General features: G+C 67.0%; 17 protein-coding genes and 2 tRNA genes. 5 read left to right on the top strand and 14 right to left on the bottom strand.

The features are described from left to right. Window positions 1-222: 222 nt before the first annotated feature. From BMW54_RS01420 to pilV, 7 genes are all read right to left on the bottom strand, one after another. Window positions 223-297: transfer RNA gene (locus BMW54_RS01420), tRNA-Val, on the bottom strand. Window positions 298-345: 48 nt separating this feature from the next. Then, on the bottom strand, window positions 346-981 hold the full coding sequence (locus BMW54_RS01415; protein WP_090055581.1) for a GspH/FimT family pseudopilin: 636 nt from the start codon (window positions 979-981) through the stop codon (window positions 346-348). After that, entirely contained in the window at window positions 981-1,418 is a 438-nt protein-coding gene (locus tag BMW54_RS01410; protein WP_090055578.1) for a type IV pilin protein, read from the bottom strand. Before BMW54_RS01410 ends, BMW54_RS01415 begins: the two co-directional genes overlap by 1 nt. Next, window positions 1,408-5,178, bottom strand: a complete 3,771-nt coding sequence (locus BMW54_RS01405) for a pilus assembly protein (protein ID WP_090052336.1) — start codon at window positions 5,176-5,178, stop codon at window positions 1,408-1,410. Before BMW54_RS01405 ends, BMW54_RS01410 begins: the two co-directional genes overlap by 11 nt. 9 nt (window positions 5,179-5,187) lie before the next feature. Beyond that, complete coding sequence (locus tag BMW54_RS01400; RefSeq protein WP_090052334.1) at window positions 5,188-5,805, bottom strand: pilus assembly PilX family protein; 618 nt, start codon at window positions 5,803-5,805, stop codon at window positions 5,188-5,190. A 21-nt stretch (window positions 5,806-5,826) separates the two neighbouring features. Continuing rightward, on the bottom strand, window positions 5,827-7,179 hold the full coding sequence (locus tag BMW54_RS01395; RefSeq protein WP_175472730.1) for a PilW family protein: 1,353 nt from the start codon (window positions 7,177-7,179) through the stop codon (window positions 5,827-5,829). Further along, entirely contained in the window at window positions 7,176-7,721 is a 546-nt protein-coding gene (gene pilV, locus BMW54_RS01390) for a type IV pilus modification protein PilV (RefSeq protein ID WP_090052330.1), read from the bottom strand. Before pilV ends, BMW54_RS01395 begins: the two co-directional genes overlap by 4 nt. Window positions 7,722-7,898: 177 nt before the next feature. Here pilV and BMW54_RS01385 point away from each other — a divergent pair, with 177 nt between their 5' ends. The 3 genes from BMW54_RS01385 (at window position 7,899) to BMW54_RS01375 (ending at window position 8,882) form a co-directional block, all read left to right on the top strand. After that, window positions 7,899-8,255 (top strand): hypothetical protein, encoded by a 357-nt coding sequence (locus BMW54_RS01385; RefSeq protein ID WP_090052328.1) that lies wholly within the window; start codon window positions 7,899-7,901, stop codon window positions 8,253-8,255. A gap of 67 nt (window positions 8,256-8,322) precedes the next feature. After that, window positions 8,323-8,502, top strand: a complete 180-nt coding sequence (locus tag BMW54_RS01380; RefSeq protein ID WP_090052326.1) for a hypothetical protein — start codon at window positions 8,323-8,325, stop codon at window positions 8,500-8,502. 119 nt (window positions 8,503-8,621) lie between these two features. After that, complete coding sequence (locus tag BMW54_RS01375) at window positions 8,622-8,882, top strand: hypothetical protein (RefSeq protein WP_090052322.1); 261 nt, start codon at window positions 8,622-8,624, stop codon at window positions 8,880-8,882. 15 nt (window positions 8,883-8,897) lie between these two features. Here BMW54_RS01375 and BMW54_RS01370 read toward each other — a convergent pair whose 3' ends face one another. After that, window positions 8,898-9,458, bottom strand: coding sequence for a GNAT family N-acetyltransferase (locus BMW54_RS01370; protein ID WP_090052320.1), 561 nt, complete (start codon window positions 9,456-9,458; stop codon window positions 8,898-8,900). A 154-nt stretch (window positions 9,459-9,612) separates the two neighbouring features. Here BMW54_RS01370 and BMW54_RS01365 point away from each other — a divergent pair, with 154 nt between their 5' ends. Further along, window positions 9,613-10,047 (top strand): hypothetical protein, encoded by a 435-nt coding sequence (locus BMW54_RS01365; RefSeq protein WP_090052318.1) that lies wholly within the window; start codon window positions 9,613-9,615, stop codon window positions 10,045-10,047. Between the two features lie 155 nt (window positions 10,048-10,202). Here the strand turns inward: BMW54_RS01365 and BMW54_RS01360 are convergent. The 6 genes from BMW54_RS01360 to murJ form a co-directional block, all read right to left on the bottom strand. Next, window positions 10,203-10,278 (bottom strand) — tRNA-Thr (locus BMW54_RS01360). A 49-nt stretch (window positions 10,279-10,327) separates the two neighbouring features. Beyond that, a complete protein-coding gene (gene ispH, locus BMW54_RS01355; RefSeq protein WP_090052316.1) occupies window positions 10,328-11,269 on the bottom strand; it encodes a 4-hydroxy-3-methylbut-2-enyl diphosphate reductase in 942 nt (313 codons plus the stop codon). 66 nt (window positions 11,270-11,335) lie between these two features. Then, entirely contained in the window at window positions 11,336-11,839 is a 504-nt protein-coding gene (gene lspA, locus BMW54_RS01350; protein WP_090052314.1) for a signal peptidase II, read from the bottom strand. A 76-nt stretch (window positions 11,840-11,915) separates the two neighbouring features. Further along, entirely contained in the window at window positions 11,916-14,774 is a 2,859-nt protein-coding gene (ileS, locus tag BMW54_RS01345) for an isoleucine--tRNA ligase (RefSeq protein ID WP_090052313.1), read from the bottom strand. A gap of 52 nt (window positions 14,775-14,826) precedes the next feature. Further along, window positions 14,827-15,780, bottom strand: coding sequence for a bifunctional riboflavin kinase/FAD synthetase (locus tag BMW54_RS01340; protein ID WP_090052311.1), 954 nt, complete (start codon window positions 15,778-15,780; stop codon window positions 14,827-14,829). A gap of 89 nt (window positions 15,781-15,869) precedes the next feature. Next, window positions 15,870-17,477: a murein biosynthesis integral membrane protein MurJ gene (murJ, locus tag BMW54_RS01335; RefSeq protein ID WP_090052309.1), complete on the bottom strand. Its 1,608-nt coding sequence runs from the start codon at window positions 17,475-17,477 to the stop codon at window positions 15,870-15,872. 359 nt (window positions 17,478-17,836) lie between these two features. Between murJ and rpsT the strand changes: the two genes are divergently transcribed. Continuing rightward, window positions 17,837-18,100 (top strand): 30S ribosomal protein S20, encoded by a 264-nt coding sequence (rpsT, locus tag BMW54_RS01330; protein ID WP_090052307.1) that lies wholly within the window; start codon window positions 17,837-17,839, stop codon window positions 18,098-18,100. Window positions 18,101-18,180: the final 80 nt, after the last annotated feature.

Raw genomic sequence — 18,180 nt, 5'->3', positions numbered from 1 at the left:
CGCTCGCCATGGACCGGGGACGTGGGTACCGGCGTGCGCCGGTACGACGGGGGCGATGGACCGAAAAAAGAAAACCCGGCGCTGGGCCGGGTTTTCGTCGATTCGATGGTGGGCGGTACAAGGATCGAACTTGTGACACCTGCCGTGTGACGGTTCGCTGCTACGCCGGGCCGGCGGCTTCAAACGACGAAGCCCGGCATTAGGCCGGGCTTCTGGAATCGATGGTGGGCGGTACAAGGATCGAACTTGTGACACCTGCCGTGTGAAGGCAGTGCTCTACCGCTGAGCTAACCGCCCATCGAGCCCGGCATGATACGGTAGGCCCCAGGGAGCGTCAAGGCCGCATCAGGTGGCGTAGCAGGACGACGTCGGGGGCAGCGGCACCACGGTGATCGACCCGGAAGCCCGCAGCGTCAGCAGGGATCCTGGGATGCCGGTGGTGTTCGTTCCGGTCTCGGTCGTGGGTAAACCCGCCTTCCGGGGACACGTCACGAACGTCAGCGTGGTCCGACCGGTCGACGTCACGAACTCGCCTGTCTGGTTGAACGTGATGATCGCGCCATCCTTGCCGCGCACCGATGCGTTCGTGATGCCCGTCGTGTAGCGAAGCAACTGCATGTTGCCGGTGCTCGTACTGTACGTCTGGTTCGCACCGGCCGAGGTCACGTCGTACGAGTACACGATCCAGCCGACGTCGTAGTTGAAGGGCTCGGACGTCGCCACCTGACAACTCGTGCCTGTCGTGCTGCGGCAGAGGGACACGAACCGATGCTGGCTCGCCGCCTGCCCGCGCGCGAGCTGCAGGTCAGCGGCCAGCGCGTTGGTCGCGTTCGCCACGTTGCTCCGGCTCATCACCGCGCGAAAGCTGGGCACGGCGACGGCGGTCAGGATCGCCAGGACGAAGATCGTCACCATCAGTTCGATGAGCGAGAGGCCTCGCATCGAGACCCGGCCAGCGCCCGCCATACGTCGCGCGCCCATCACCAGCAGCGTCCGTTGGCGTTCTTGGCCGCGTCGGTCAGTGCCGGCAGCTTCGTCCCCGTGGAGTCGATGCTGAGCGCGCCGCACTTGTCCTTGGCCTGCGCCCCACCCGCGACCGGAGTCGCGGTGGCGGTGTAGCTCTTCGTGATGTCCGACGACGAGATGGTCACCGTGTAATAGCCCTTCTCGGACGTCGCGCTCTTCAGCTTCAGATCGCCGGTCACGGGGTCGGCGCCATACTTGTTGAATGTCGCGTAGTACCGCTCCTGCGCGTTGGCGACGCGCATGAGCAGCTCCTGGCCGTCCGCGCGACGGGCGCGGAAGGCGTAGCGGCTATACGACGTGATCGCCACGCTCGCGAGGATGGCCATCACCGCGACAACCACCATCAGCTCGAGCAGTGTGAAGCCACCCAGGGTCCGGGCTTTACTGGTCATTGAGGATTCTCCAGGAACGACGGCGCCAGATGGGGGAACCGATCGAGAATGCATCCGTCTTGCCCTTCAGCGTGACACCCGGGACCAGCGTCGTGCCGCCGCCGATCAGCGTCGCCGCCGGCAGGTTGCCCGTGGCGGGTGGATTGTCGACGCGCGCACCGGCCAGCGTGTAGCCGGCACCGAAGGAACCTGTGCCGCCGACACCCGCGCCGGCCGAACCTGTCGCCGCGTCGATCACCATCAACGCACCGGCGCGACCCGGGTTGCAGGGATCGGGACTGGTCGGGATGAGCGTAGTGATGATCGCGCGGTTCGTGTTGAACAACGCCGTTGGCGTCACGACCACGCGTTCGCCCGCCGACACGTCGAGGTCGAAGAACCAGCCGCCCTTGGTCGTGGCGACCGCATTCGATGTCAGGCCACGGTTCTGGCCCGCATCCTCCACCAGGTCCTGTTCCTGCAACTTGTCCCGCGTCCAAGGCAGGCCCGTCGTGCTATTCAGGCCCGTATCGCGAATACCGTAAACGGACTGGGTCTTCGCACCCACGGTCGTGCGATCGTCCGGGCCCAGGAACTTGCCCGTGCCGAACACCACGTCGAAGTACGGCGTGTTGGGATCCGGAAAGAGTCTCGGCATGACGGTGATCGGCTGATCGTTGGCCAGCGTTCCGGCCGGGCTGCCGACCGTCGGCTGGTAGAGCAGGTCCACCGTGCCCTTCGAAATGTCGCGCAGGTCGAAGCGCCAGACGTTGCCGGCAAGGTCGCCCGCGAACGCGACGTCGTCGACCTGGTCGTTGTCGTAGTCGCCGAGCACCGGCGAGGCGAGCCCGAAGCTGTTCACCGCCTTGCCCTTGTACGTGGTCGGCGTCTGGAATTCCTTCAGCACCTCGCCGGTCTGCGCATCCAGAACGAACAGCGAGCTGAAACCGCTGGTGGCCGCGGTGGCTCCCCAGGCCGGATCGGTGCTATCGGTCGGGAAGTAGCCGCCCGGCACAAGAACCACCCATTTGCCGTTCGCCAGGCGTCCCACGTTCGGCTGACCGAACGTGTAGCCGAGGTTCGCGCCATCGGTCGATCCGGCGTTGAACTCCCAGAGCACGTTTTTCGAGACGGCGCTCACGGTGTTCGTGGACGGATCCGTGATGTCGATCGCATAGATGCCACGGCCGCCGTAGCGAAGGCCGCCGACGAGGATGGTGTGCCAGCCCACCGAAGAATTCGGACGTGCGCGGCTGAAATAGACGTCACGAAAGATCGGCGTCGCGTCGACGGTCGGCTGGTAGCCGAAGCCTTCCTTGCGGCTGAAGTACCAGAGCTTTCCGTACGCCGCATCCGGCACGTACGCCCACAGCTCCGAACCCGGCGTGGCGCCCGCCTTACCCGCGAGCCGGGCGTCGAACGCGTGCACCATGCCGTCGTTGGCGGCGACATACAGGACCGGCTGCCGATCGATGTTGTTCGCCACGTACTTCGAATAGCTCTTGTTCGGATCCGCCTGGTAGGCGGCCGTCTCCGGCGCGACCGTGGTGCCGTTGGGCGGGAAATAGTCGCGATAACCGCTGGCGGGGTAGCTGACGTAGACAGGCTGCGCGTTGATGATCGGGCCGAGCAGTGACGCGCGCGTACGCAGAAGCGTCCCTTCGTCGACGCGCGAACCACGGACCCAGTTCACGCGCTTTTCGCCGTTGCTGTCGGACGTGCCTGCGATCGGATTACTTATGTTCCAGATGGCCTGCTGAGCGGTGGTCATGTTCGTGTACAGGAATTCGACGCCGTTGGCTTCTCCCGGGCCCTTGCTCGTCACGATGGTGCGCGCGGCGGTGCGATCGGTAAGCAGCTTGCCCGCGTCCCATAGCTGCGCGCCCTGCGCGCCGGACGACAGCACCCCGTACGCGATGATTTTGCCTGTCCAGTCCGCCGAGGAGAACGACGGCACGTAGGCGACCGAGTCGGTGCTGATGACACCCGAACTGAGGGCGGCGGACACCGCGCTACTCGACGTCGAAATCACCGAGTTGATGATGTTGACGAGGCTGTTGACCAGTGTCGCGGGATCGGAGGCGCTGAAGAAACCGCCGCGACTGTCCACGGCCGCGTGCCAGGTGTCGTCGATGCCCTGCGGCGAGTTGTTGGCCGGGCGCGGCCACTGCTTCGTGCCGTTCACGAGCGACGTGAGGTCGTCGGGAAAGTCGAGCGTGCCGGCGACGCCGAGCGTCACGAAGAACTGCGACACGTGCTGCCACGTCGCGGGGTCGTTCACGTGATTCCAGTAGACCGTGGGCGTATTCTCCGGCTTGGACGTGTCGGTGGCGCCGGTGATGTCGGAAAAATAGGGCTTCAGACCGTTGTCGAGCGACGGCTGAAGATCGGTCGCCCAGTAGTACCAGGCGATGTTCGCCATGGACGAGGCATACGCCGAACCCGCGACGTTGCTATAGCGCTTCGCGTAAGTCGCGCCGGGGTCGTAATCCTTTCCATCGGGCATCGTCTGCGCCGTCTGCGTGATGTTGGCCGTGGTCGTCATGTCCGCCGGTAACGCCGGATCGGGAGACTCGTTCCAGTAGCCGTCGGTCACCAGCATGTGGAAGTTACGGCGGCAGGTCAGGTCCTTGCTGTCGGTTCCGGTAGCGCCGTTCCAATAGGGATCGTTCGCGTCCTGGCTGAGGCGCGCGGCGAAAACTTTCGCGGCGCGGATGGTCGCGCCGCGCGCCGGCGTGGCGTTGCCACCCACGACCTGGGTGATCCAATCGAAGAAATTACGGCGGATGTCGGATCCCGCCGCGCCGATGTCGGAAAAGACGGCCGTGGCACCGAAGCGCGTCGCCACACCCGTGCTGCTGGCCATGTTCTGCCATGCGATGCGCACGGAGTTGCCGATCTTGGAGAACGCCTGGGTCAGCGTCGTACGCGTCATCATGTTGCGCGTACGGTAATAGGCGAACCAGTTGGCGAAATTCTGGTAGTCGGTCTTCGGGACGGCGACGGCCTCCCACTTGTTTGCGTCGTAGAGCTTGGCGAGGTCCAGCGTGTTATCGGCCTTCACCGCGCCCGCGTCCGACTTGAGGCGGTAGTAGTAAGGCCCCCCGTTCGGCTTCAGGCCGTTGGGGTCGGTGACGTTACCGTCGAACGGATTGGTCGCGTCCGGCGTGCAGTCCCAGCGCGCATCGCCAAGTATCGTCTTCTGGCCGTTGAGAATAGCGCGGCGCCCATCGGAGGCGTTGTCCTGGCTGTCCTGGTTGGTGCGGACGATGGGCGCACCGGCCGTCTGCGGGTTGACCCGGCGGTTCACGTCGATGCCGTTCATCCAGACGGCTGCCAGCGTGGCGTCGGCGTCGGGATACACGACGCCGTCGTAGCCGACAGGCGGGGTGTACTTGATGTTCGGGTTGTAATACACGCCGTTCATGGCCTGCGAGCGCGGATCCGAAGTGCTCGTGATCCGCGGATCGATCACGCCGGCGCACACCCATGGTTTCAGATACTGGTCGTCGGTGATGTTGTTACCGTTCTTGTCCTTTCCCACCACGACCGTGTCCGTCCACTTTTTGTTATCGAACGGCCGGTTGTCGCCCATGAAGAACGACTGCATCGAGCCCGAATCGTCGAAGGTCACCGCGATGTTCGGTGCGACGGAGGTCGTCAGATCCGGTGGCGACGCGCCGATATTCGTGCGATCGGCGAGCGCCAGACCCGGCATGGCGCCGAGTGCCGTCATCGCGACGGCGGCCACGGTCGTAAGGAGGCGATGCGGTGCGCTCATGACGGTATCTCAGTTGGCCTTGGCCGCGAACGTGGTTTCGATGGTACGAACGGTATTGTCGTTCGCGCCGGTCGAGCGGGCGGTGATGCGATAGACGTGGCTGTCCACGCTCGTGTTGCCGGTCCCCGGCGAGGACTGCCCCGACTCGTGCTGCGTGCCGGACCCCGGCGGTAACTCGACGCCCAGGTCTTCGATCAGGTACACCGGATCCTTGGTCAGCTTGAACGTATTGTCGGTGCTGGCGGTGGTCAGCGGCTGCGTGGGCGAATACGTCGTGCTCGCCGTGGCATCCCAACCCTTCGCGCCACGGAACTTCTCGACGTCGGCGTTCGTGCTGGAGGCGTCGTACTTGTAGCAGATCGGTCCGGTGGTGGTGCACGCCATCGGGCTCGTGTTGCTGGCGGTCCAGATGCGCCATTCGGCACCGCGCAGCGCCGATTCCGCGCCGAAATCCGCGAGCTGCGAACTGCGCAGGCCACCGACGAGGCGCAGCTGCATCATCGACGTGCCGGAAGCGGCCATGGCCAGGATGGTGATGAGCAGCAGGAAGATCAACGCGACGACCAGGACGACACCGCGCTGGGCGCGCGGCGCGAAGGAGACATGGCGAGGAAAGGAGAGGTTCATGGCGGTTCCGGATCGCGCGGGTCAGGGGTTGTAGTTGCGCAGCATCACGAGCGCGGTGAACTGGCGCCGCAAGCGCTGGGTCTCGAAGCCCTGCGAAGCGGGCTTGATCGCGAGGCCCGCCGTCGAGGCCTGCGCCGGGTAAACCGGCGAGATGGTGCCGCTCGTGGCGTCCGGGGAGTAGAGGAACGCCGTCTCGGGCTCCGTGAGGTTAGGCATCCTTACCTGGCTGACGAGCAACAGCGACACCTCGATGCTTTTCACCGCACGCCATGCACAGCCCGGATCGCTCGGCGACAAGGTATTCGCCGTCGGCGGACAATTGGTGGCCTTGTCGACCTGATCGGCGGTGAGGAACTTGACGTTGCCCTTCGCATCCTCGACGCCGTAGCGGAACGTCAGGCGCTCCACGCCGCGGATCAACTCCTGGTCGGGGACCGACACCGTGGTTCCATTGACGCGACGCATGAGGGCGCCGGTCTTGATGCCCGTGGCCGAGCCGTCGTCGCTGACCACCTGAACGTAATAGGTCACGTTCTGCATGTCGTTGACGAAGTCGTACAGACGCGATGCCGACTGCGGCTGCGGCGGCTGCGGAGCGACGAAATTGTTCGCCGCGGCCGGCTTGAGCACGGCGGTGGTCTGCCCCGTGACGGCGAACACCTGCGCGCCGGTGCAATCGGCCACGAGCGCCATGGGGCTCTTGAAGTCCGTCACCGGCGGCTCGCCGGCCGTCGGCGCGAGATCGATCTCGGTCAGTGCGGTACCCGTCGACTTCACCTGACTGGTGGCGCCCAGGCGCCAGCCGCGCGACCCGTCGAGATAACGCATCGTCAGCACGTCGGTACCGAGGACGCGGTTGCCGACCGCCGTGCCCGCGGTGTCGAGCCCGCCACCCAGGAACGTCACCGGGATCGGCAGGCAGGCGGCCGTACCCGTGCAGTTGTAGCCACGCATGAACATGAACGAGGGCATGGCATAGGCGGCCGCGGGTGCAGCGGGGTACGTGTTGGTACCGGACGTCTCGCCCCACCGGGTCGTGTTCTCGAAAAGGGAACCGATGAAGTTTTTCGCCAGGATCCTCGGGGTACGAAGACCGTCGAGCGCGATGCCCGACGACGACGAGGTCGCGATGCCCCCCGTGTTGTTGCAATACATGCCGTTCGCGGCGGAAAGGTCGTCCGTCAGCTGGCCGATCGCGAACCGACCGTCTTCCTGCATGCGTGCCAGCTGGGTCTGCACCCGATTGCTGTTCGAGGTGGAGAGGAACAGCGTGATGATGCCGCCGGCGACGAGCAGGCCGAGCACCATCGCGACCATCAGTTCGATGAGGGTGACGCCACGGGCGATACGCGGCGGGAAGGAACACGACATCATGGCTGAAACACCCAGGTGAGCGACTGCAGGTTGCCGTCCGCGGTCTTGTCGTCGGTTCCGTCCAGGCCTCGCTCGGCCCATGTGATGACCATCGTGCAGGTGCCGCCGAATGGCGGTCGCATGGCCACGGACGAGGTGGCGTCGTAACTCATGTCGGCCGCCTTGGCGCAGGTGATCGAGCTCGGCCCCAGGCTCGGCAGGAAAGCCTGCAGTTGCGCCGTCCAGATCAGCTTGTCGCGGGTCGCGATTTTCTCCGGACCGCAGGGCGCCGCGGTGTCGCACGCCGGCAAGGTCCCCGTCGCCGGATAGGTGCCGGAATAGTAATCCTTCCAGAGACCGTAAGGATTCGCGCGCATCCGGTCGGCCATGCTGCCGGCGAGGAACGTCACCTGCGTGCGAACGAACGCCGCCTGGTTCGACCGGGTGGAGACGATTAGCAGCCCGGCGAGACCGATGAGGCCGAGGCTGAAGATCAGCACCGCCATCAGCACTTCGATCAGCGACACGCCGCGCGATGCGCGACGCGAACGAATTCTGGCCACGTGGGCTCCCCCTGCATTTTCCCTGTTGCCAGACTAGCGTCGCCGCCGCGCACGGCAAGCGCCATCCGACAGGCGGTAGGCACTCGCCGACGAGCGGATGAGCCGTGCCCGACAACCGGGTTAGGATGCACGCCAACGCCCCGTGCGCGGGGTGCCGCATCCATCTGGGGGAACACCATGCGAACCATCATCGCCCTATCGTTCGCCGCCGCCGCGGCCTGGAGCGTGGCCGCGCTGGCCGCTCCGCCGGCATCCCGGCTGCCGCAGGGGACGGGGCTCGACGACGCGGGCATGGCCGCCTGGTATGCCGGCAACCTCTGCCAGGCCAGCACCTCGACGGTGCAGTCGTACCGCACGAAAGTGGACGCCCTGTCCCCGGGCGGAAGCGGCACGCCGGACTTCCACGAGGGCGAGAGGCAGGCGTTGTCCATCGTCAATCAGATCCGCGCCGAGGGCGGCGACACCAGCGAGCTATCCCAGCGCGTCTGCCCCCGCTCGCTGTCGTTGATCGAGCGGACGATGGCGCTGCCCTGACGCGCGGGCCACGCCGGCTTCACGGCACTGGATGCTCCATGGGGGCCACTCATCAGGAGGCCTCGCCATGAATCACGACCGTAAGGACGTCACCCACCCGGACCATGCTCCGCCCGGGAAGGAAACCGACGCCGAGAAGAAGGCGCGCAAGGAACACACCAGCGACAATCAGGACCATGCGCTCGAGGAGACCTTCCCCGCGAGCGATCCGGTGTCGCCCTTCGTGCCGGCGAAGGCACCCGACTGAACGAATGACCACCGACACGACGCCGGGATGTGCTCCGACACACCGGCGTCGCCTCTGCAACACGAAGTGGTCACGAAAACGCGCGGAAAATGGGCGGGCTAAGAACGGAGTTTCATTCCATGCTCGCCCAGTACGTCTTCACATCCGCCAACGCACCTTTCCGCATCGTTCGCCACGGTCATCGCTGGCGCGCGTTGTTTGGCGATCGCGAGGCGGGCCGCTACGACACGCCGGAAGACGCGATCCGCGATCTGCGGGCCGCGTTCCCTGAAGCGAAGTTGCCACGCCGCCTGAGCGACTGGCGCTACCTCCCGGAAGCCGCCCTCCTCCACCTGCCGCCGCCGAGCGCGGCCGTGGTCGCGAGGCTCGCGGCGGCCTGACTGTAGAGAGGCGCCCTAGCCGGCCGCCGACCACTCCCGCGCCAGCATGGCGAAAATCATGTCGTCCACCCATTCGCCACGGAAGCGATAGCTCTCCACGTGGTGCGCCTCCTGCCGGAAGCCCAGCGACCGTAACAGCGCGATGCTCGCCACGTTCCTTGGATCGACGGAGCCGACGGCGCGGCGATACCCCCACTCACCGAACGCAAGCGTCAGCATTGCGGCCATGGCCTCGCGGGCGTACCCCCTGCCCTGACACTCGGGCCGGAGCGATATACCGAATTCGATCGCGTCGTCGACCGTCGCGGGGAAATGGATGCCGAGGTCGCCGACGAGGTTGCCCGTTCCGCGGTCGCGAACCGCGAGCTGGAACCAGCTGTCCGGCACGGCGAACGCCTGTGCGCTCTGGCGGGCGATGAAATCGTCGGCTTCGGCGGGCGTGGCCGGCTTCCAGCCTTGATACCGCGCGACGGCGTCGTCACCGCGATACGCGAACAGGATGGGTCCATCGGAAGGCTGAAGCCGGTCGAGCAGCAGCCTGGGCGTCGTGTGAGAGGTAAAGAGAGGTCCGTTCATCGCCGCATCGTCGACGCTCGGACGGCGTAAGGCAAGCCGGCCTTCGGCGGCCGCCGAAACTTTACGCAGCGCTTACCCGGAAAGCGCCCGTCCGGCGCAGCTTTTTTACGCACCCCGCATGGACACTGGCGTCCCCCATTCAAGGAACGCATCGATGTCGATCGTCGTCATCACCGGACCGCACGCCGAGTCGGACATGCCGGACCCAGGCAGCTCGGCGATGTGCCGTCTGTGGGAGCGCGCACAGGCGGCCGGTGTCGATCTTGCCTGGCGCCGCTGCGACACCTTCGCGCAGCTCAGCGGATGCCTCGAAGCACCCGGCGACGATGCCGAGTTGCTCCTTCTCGACGTCGACGCCGAGCAACTACCCAGTGCGTTGGTCGACCCAGTCCGCGACGCGCTATCCGCGCTGCGCGTTCCCTACATCGAAGTCCACGATCGCAGCGCCGCGACCGACGCGTCGTCGCTCGCACCCGGCCATCCTTCACTCGTGAGCGTCGTCGTACCCGGCAACGCCATCGCCGGCTACGACATGGCCCTCTCGATCGGCCTACGGTTCCTGAAGGACGCCACGCGCCTCGCGGCATAAGCGCGACCTGTTGGAGCGCACCTGGGCGCGATGGGGTGCTCGCGAGCGCTGATCGCGCCCAGGTGCGCTCCAACGAGGCGTACCGCGGCCCCATAAAAAAACCCGCCTGAAGGCGGGTTTTTCGTGCCCTGATCTTGCGACCGTGGGCGAATGCGTGGTGCCGGAAATAGGAATCGAACCTACGACCTCATCATTACGAATGACGCGCTCTACCAACTGAGCTATTCCGGCGAGAAGCGGAATTCTAGGGAACCTTGGGCCCGGGCGCAAGCCTTCGCGGTCAACCCGCGAGGCGAAGCTCCTTCGGCAGGGCGAAGGTGATGTTCTCGGCCTCGCCGTCGAGCTCGCGGACGGTGCCCGCGCCCCAGGACTGCAGGCGGGCGATGACTTCCTGCACCAGCTTCTCCGGTGCCGACGCGCCGGCGGTGACGCCGATGCGGGCCTTGCCTTCGAGCCATTCGCGCTCGATGTGCTCTGCGCCGTCGATGAGGTACGAGGTGACGCCCTGCTTCTCGGCCAGTTCCTTCAGGCGATTGGAATTGGAGCTGTTGACCGAGCCCACGACGAGCACGAGGTCCACGGCATCGGCGAGGCGGCGCACGGCGTCCTGGCGATTCTGCGTGGCGTAGCAGATGTCGTCCTTGCGCGGTCCTTCGATGGTGGCGAACTTCGCGCGCAACGCGCCGATGATGGCGATGGTGTCGTCGACCGAGAGCGTGGTCTGCGTGACGAACGCGAGCTTGTCCGGCTGCGCCGGTGCCAGCGCCTCGACGTCTTCCACCGATTCGACAAGGTAGATGCTGCCGGTGTTCGCCGGGTTCCACTGCCCCATCGTGCCTTCGACTTCCGGATGACCCGCGTGGCCGATCAGCACGACGTCATGGCCGGCGCGGCCGAGGCGCGCGACCTCCATGTGCACCTTGGTGACGAGCGGGCACGTCGCGTCGAACACGTTGAGGCGGCGGCGGTCGGCTTCCTCGCGCACGGCCTTCGGCACGCCGTGGGCGCTGAAGATCACGGTGGCGCCATCGGGCACGTCGTCCAGTTCCTCCACGAACACGGCGCCGTCGGCGCGCAGGCGCTCGACCACGTAGCGGTTGTGCACGACTTCGTGGCGCACGTAGATCGGCGCGCCGTACGACTCCAGGGCGCGCTCGACGATGGCGATGGCGCGATCGACGCCGGCGCAGAAGCCGCGGGGATTGGCGAGGAGGATGTCCAAGGGGACCTCGGGGCCTTCAGGGCCGTGAAAAGGGGATGGGCGCCGCGCGGGCGCCGGACCTCTCCATTATCGCATGGGAGCCTTCGGGCTGCCGAAGAGGCTGAAGACGATCAGGGCGACGGCGCCGACGCTGATCGCGGAATCGGCGACGTTGAAGACGGGGAACGGGTAACTGCCCAGGAAGACCTGGATGAAATCGGTGACCTTGGCCGCGTGGAGCCGGTCGATGACGTTGCCCAGCGCGCCGCCCAGGATCAGGGCCAACGGGGCCGCGGTGCGCCAGTCGGCGCGCGGCGTGCGCGACAGCCACACGGCGAGCGAGGCGCTGACGCCGACCGCGAGGAGGACGAAGAACCAGCGCTGCCAGCCGGCGCTGTCCGCCAGGAAGCTGAACGCCGCGCCCGTGTTGAAGGTGAGCGTCCAGTTCAGGATGCCCGGGATGACCGGATGTGGCGTCTCGGCCGGCTGCAGGGCCGTGAGCGCCCACCACTTGGTCAGCTGGTCGAGCACGATCATGGCGGCGGCGAGCCAGAGCCAGGACAGGGCGTTGGGTTTGGGGCGTGCGGTCATGCGGATCCGGGCGGTGCGTTGCGAGGGTCCGCGCCGCCGGGCGGCGGCGCGGAAAGGTTCGGCGACGATCGCCGGATCAGAACCAGCGGCGGTCCTCGCCCTGCCCCGTCACGTTCTCCACGCAGCGGCCGCAGATCTCAGGATGGTTCGGGTCGACGCCGACGTCCGGGCGATGGTGCCAGCAACGGACGCACTTCACCGCGTCGCTCACCGCCGCCGAGACGTAGACCTCGGCGCCATCCAGATCGACACGCTCGGCCGTGGCCGGGCGACCTTCCAGCGGCGCGAGCGTCACCTCGGAGGTAATGAAGAAGAAGCGCAGCTCCTTCGCGGATTCCGCGAGCGCGGACTGCGTCGGCAGGTCGGCGTGGATCGTCAGCGTCGCGTCGAGCGACGCACCGATCTGGCCGGCCTTGCGCATGCCTTCGAGGACGCGCGACGACGTCTCGCGGATGGCGAGCAGCGTGCTCCACCAGCCGCGCGCCTCGCCGTCCTGGCGCACGTCGAGGCCGTCGTAGAACGTCTCGAACAGCACCGACTCGCTGCGCGAGCCGGGCATGTGCGCCCAGGCTTCTTCCGCCGTGAACGTGACGATCGGCCCCAGCCAGCGCAGCAGCGCCTCGAGGATCCGGTACATCGCACTCTGCGCGCTGCGCCGGCCGCGGCTGTCCGTCGGCATCGTGTAGAGGCGGTCCTTCGTGATGTCGAGGTACAGCGCGCCCAGCTCGTTGGTGCAGAAATTCTGGATGCGCTGGACGATCTCGGGGAAGTCGTAGCGTTCGTACGCCGCCACGATCGCCGCCTGCGTGTCCGCCGCCTGCTGCACCGCCCAGCGATCGAGATCGAGGCAGGCGTCGGTGGCGAGCAGGTGCTTGTCCGGGTCGAACCCGTCGAGGTTGCCGAGCAGGAAGCGCGTGGTGTTGCGGATACGGCGGTACGTATCCGCGACGCGCTTGAGGATCTCGTCCGAGAGCGACATCTCGTTGCGGTAGTCGGTCGAGCAGATCCACAGGCGCAGGATGTCCGCGCCGAGCGTCTTCATGATGTCCTGGGGCTCGATACCGTTGCCCAGCGACTTGGACATCTTGCGACCCTGCGCGTCCACGGTGAAACCGTGGGTCAGCACGTGGTCGTACGGCGCACGGCCGTTGATGGCGGCCGACGTGAGCAGCGACGACTGGAACCAGCCGCGATGCTGGTCGGAGCCTTCGAGGTACATCACCTTGTATTCGCCCGCGTCGCCGGCCTGCAGTTCGGGACGCGCGCCCACCACCGCGAAGTGGCTGACGCCCGAGTCGAACCACACGTCGAGGACGTCGGTGACCTTTTCGTACTTGTCCGCGTCGTCGCCGAGCAGCTCGCGCGGATCGAGCGTGAACCAGCAGTCGATGCCTTCGAGGGCGACCTTCTTCGCCACCTTCTCCATCAGCGCGACGGAGTCCGGATGCGGATCGTGCGTGACCTTGTCGATGAACAGCGTGATCGGCACGCCCCAGGTGCGCTGGCGCGAGATGCACCAGTCGGGGCGACCCTCGACCATGCCCGCGATGCGCTCCTCGCCCCAGCCCGGCACCCAGCGCACGCCCTTGATGGACGTGAGCGCGGTGCGGCGCAGGTCGGCCTGCTCCATGCTGATGAACCACTGCGGCGTGGCGCGGAAGATCACCGGCGTCTTATGGCGCCAGCAATGCGGGTAGCTGTGCGTGAGCTTCGACGAGGCGAGCAGCACGCCGCGGTCGCGCAGGAGGTCGACGATCTGGTCGTTGGCCTTCCAGATGTGCACGCCGGCGAACGACACGTCGCCCGCCAGCGGCACCTCCGCGCGGTAGACGCCGCGGCCGTCGACATAGTTGAGCGTGCCGATGCCGTAGTGCTGGCCCACGGTGAAATCTTCCGCGCCATGGTCGGGCGCGGTGTGCACGGCACCGGTACCGTCCTCGTCCGAGACGTGCTCGCCGAGGATGATGGGCAGCTGCTTGTCGTAGAACGGATGGCGCAGCGGCTGGTTCTCGAGCACCGCGCCCTGCACGCGCCCGAGCACGTTCACGCGCTCCACGCCGTAGCGCGCGAGCGCCTTCTCCACCAGCGCCGAGGCGATCACGAGCAGCAGCGGATTGCCGCCGCGCGACGGACCCTCGACCAGCGAATACTCGAGCTCGCCGCCAAGCGACACGGCCTGGCTGGACGGCAGCGTCCAGGGGGTGGTCGTCCAGATGGGCACGGCGACGGTGGCGTCACCCGCGGCGACGCCGAACAGCGCGGCGAACGAGATCGAATCCACCGCGTCGTAGGCGACGTCGACGGCCGGCGAGGTCTTGTCGGCGTATTCGATCTCGGCCTCGGCGAGCGCCGAACCGCAGTCGAAGCACCAGTACACCGGCTTCGCGCCGCGCACCACGTGGCCGTTGTCGACGATGCGCGCGAGCGCGCGGATCATGTCGGCCTCGTACGTGAAGTCGAGCGTGCGGTACGGCTTCTCCCAGTCGCCGAGGACGCCGAGGCGCTTGAAGTCGACGCGCTGCAGGTCGATCTGCGCCATCGCGTACTCGCGGCACTTCTGCCGGAACGCGGCGGCGTCGAGCTTGTCGCCGGCCTTGCCGAACTTCTTCTCGATCGCGATCTCGATCGGAAGACCGTGGCAGTCCCAGCCCGGCACGTAGGGTGCCCGGTAGCCGGCCATCAGCTTCGACTTGACGACGACGTCCTTCAGCACCTTGTTGACGGCATGGCCCAGGTGGATCGCGCCGTTCGCGTAAGGCGGGCCGTCATGCAGCACGAACACCTTGTCGCGGCCCGCCGTCTTCTCCTGGATCTGCGCATAGCGCCCCACGCGTTCCCACGTCGCCAGCCAGTTCGGCTCGCGCTTGGGCAGGTCGCCACGCATCGGGAAATCCGTCTGCGGCAGGTTGATGGTGTTCTTGTAGTCCTGGGTCATCGCTTAGAACCGTGGGTTTCGGGGCGTGACGCGCGCGAGGCGCGTTCCGTCGTCAATCGACAAGTATGGGGTTCATCCCAAGGGCTTGCCGGGCGGCGATCTCGTCCTTGCGCATCTGCGCCGTCAGGGCGTCGAGGCCGTCGAATTTTTCTTCGTCGCGCAGCTTCCGCACGAACTCCACGCCGATGCGCTGGCCGTAGAGGTCGCCGGAGAAATCGAAAAGATGGGCTTCCAGCAGGGGCTCCTGCACCGCGTTCACCGTCGGCCGGCGGCCCAGGCTCGCGACGCCCGGCCAGCTGCACGGGCCGTCGCCGATACCGATGCGCACGGCGAAGATGCCCTGGATGGGGCTCACCCTGTCCGTGAGATGGACGTTCGCGGTGGGATATCCAAGGGTGCGACCAAGCTGCTGGCCGTGCTCGACATGGCCGTCGATCACGAACGGCCGCCCCAGCAGGCGGGTCGCGCCGGCGAAATCGCTTTCCGCAAGCAGCGTGCGCACCCGCGAGGATGACACCCGCTCGCCGTCGACGACCACCGGCCGCACCGCGTGCGCGGTGAAACCCAGCTCCGCGCCCATGGACTGCAGCAGCGCGAAATCGCCGCCACGGCGGTGACCGAAGCGGAAGTCCTCGCCCACCCAGACCTCGCGCGCGGCCATGCGGCCGACGATGACCCGGCGGACGAAGTCCTCGGCGGACATCTCGGTCAGGGCCTTGTCGAAGCGTAGCGACAGCAGGTCGCGGATGCCGGCGGCGGTCATGCCCTCGGCTTTTTCGCGGACGCCCGAGAGACGCGCCACGGGCTCCTTCGAGAAGAACGCACGCGGCAACGGCTCGAAGCTGATGACCGCCGGGACCAGGCCCGCGGCCTCCGCGCGGCGACGCACCTCCGAGAGGATCGCCTGGTGACCGAGATGCAGGCCATCGAACGCACCGATCGCGACGATGCTGCCACCGGGCGCGAGGCACGGTCCGTCGACGTCGCGATGCAGTCGCAGCGTCATGCCCGGGGGTCCTGGAATCGATGCGGAATAAAAGCCATCGGGCCAGTATAGCGGCCCCATTGCGCCGCACAATGCGACGCGCGGGAACCTCAGTGGGCGCGCAGGTCGCGCAGGCGGAAGCCCAGCGCGAACAGGCTCGCGACATACGCACCGCCGCCCGCGACCACCAGCGCCGCGAGACGCCCCACCCGCTGCCACTTCTCCACGTCGCTCCATTCCGGCCAGACCCACAGGCCGCCGAGCAGCACCGCGACCATCACGGCGCAGGCCACGCCGAGGCGAAGCAGGTGTCGCGGCCAGCCGGGCTGGCGGGTGTAGACGCCGGCCTTGCCCAGCCAGCGCCAGAGCAGCAGCAGGTTGAGGTAGCTGGCCAGTGCGCTGGCCATGCCCAGCGCCATGTGCAGGCCCGGGATCGTCGCCAGGGCCGTCATCCACGAGCCCGCCTTCTGCGCCGGGCTCGCCCAGAGGAAGAACAGCAGGGCCAGGAACGCGACGTTGAAGACCATGTTGGCGACCAGCGACGCCACGCCCGCGCGGACCGGGGTCTTCGTGTCCTTGCGGGCATAGAACGCCGGCAGCACCACCTTGACCAGCGCGAACGCCGGCAGGCCGAAGCTCAGCGCGGAGATCGACAGCGACGCCATCTTCGTGTCGAACGGCGTAAACCGCCCGTGCTGGAAGATCGTCGCCACCAGCGGCACCGAAAGGATCATCAGCGCGAACATCGCCGGGACGGCGATGAGCAGCGTCGTGCGCAGGCCCCAGTCGAGCGCGCGCGAGAAGCCCGCCTTGTCGGTCGCCACGTGATGGCGCGAGAGCGACGGCAGGATGACCGTGCCCAGCGCCACGCCGAAGACGCCCAGCGGCAGCTCCAGGAAGCGGTCCGCCTGCGACAGCCAGCTCTGCGACCCCGCGATCAGCAGCGAGGCGATGACGGTGTCGAGCAGCAGGTTGATCTGCGCGACCGAGGAGCCGAACAACGTCGGCACCATCAGCGTCATGATCCGGCGCACGTCCGGCGAGCTCCAGCCCCAGCGCGGCAACGCCAGCAGGTCGAGCTGCCGCAACGCCGGCAGCTGGAAGATCAGCTGGAGCAGGCCCGCGACGAGGATCGCCCAGCCCATCGCCATGATCGGCGTCCGCAGCTTCGGCGCCAGCCAGAGCGCGCCGGCGATCATGCACAGGTTGAGGATCACCGGCGTCAGGGCCGGCAGGCCGAACCGGTGGAAGCTGTTCAGGGCGCCGCCACTCAAGGCGGTGAGCGAGACGAAGAGCAGGAACGGAAAGGTGAGCCGCAGCAGGTCGACCGTGAGGCCGAACTTCTCCGGCGTATCGACCGCCCCGGGCGAGAACAGCGCGGTGACCTGCGGCGCGAAGATGACACCCAGGGCCACGACCACGAGCAGGACGCCGCCGAGCGTGCCGGCCGTCAGCCCCATCAGCCGCTTGAGATCGGCATGCGGCCGCGTCTCCTTCACCTCGGTGAACACCGGCACGAAGGCCGTCGAGAACGACCCCTCCGCGAAGAGGCGGCGCATGAAGTTGGGGATGCGGAAAGCCACCCAGAAGGCGTCGGTCGCCGCGTTGGCGCCGAACGAGGCGTTGATCGCCATGTCGCGGACAAGCCCGAGCACGCGCGAAACCATGGTCATGCCGCTGAAACTGAGCATGCCGCGAAGAAGGCTGGGGGTTTTCATCCGGTCGAGGGCTGGCAAAAGGGATAGTTTGACAGGCCGGGAGGGCGATGGGGCGTGGCAAGGGGGGCTCGGGGTGGGAATTGGGGGGCGCGGGTGTGACGGGGGTTGGGGGATGGGAATTGGGGGCGCGATCCCGGCGGGCGGTTGAGGGCACGACAGGCCACCGGCCGGGCGTCGACGCCAGCGCGGAGCTTCCAGCACCCTCTCGCGGCCGCCGGCCACGTCGCGCCCACTTCCCAACTCCCACCTCCCGCCAGCACCGCGCCCCACGCCCATCCACCCTAACCTATTGACCAACCCCACCTTTGAGGTCAAACTAAGCGTCTTTTTTAAAACCAACCGAACTCTGGAGCTTTACCTTGGCCAACATCAAGTCCGCGAAGAAGCGTGCGCGTCAGTCGGAGCAGCGCCGTCTGCGCAACGTCAGCGCGCGTTCCATGGTGCGTTCCGCACTGAAGAAGGTCGTCAAGGCGATCGACGCCAAGGATAAGGCAGCCGCTGCCAGCGCCTACGCCGTCGCCGTGCCGGTGATGGATCGCTACGCCGCCCGCGGCCTGATCCACAAGAACAAGGCCGCTCGTCACAAGAGCCGCCTGAACGCGAAGATCCGCGACCTGGCATAAGCCTGCGCGACATCGCTGTTCACAAAAAAAGCCGGCTTCCGCCGGCTTTTTTTGTGTCTCTGTAGGAGCGCGCCCTGCGC

The organism is Luteibacter sp. 329MFSha, from assembly GCF_900111665.1.
Classification (GTDB): Bacteria; Pseudomonadota; Gammaproteobacteria; order Xanthomonadales; family Rhodanobacteraceae; genus Luteibacter.
Note: the sequence above shows the minus strand (reverse complement) of the source record. Positions and strands in the feature narration are given on the sequence as shown.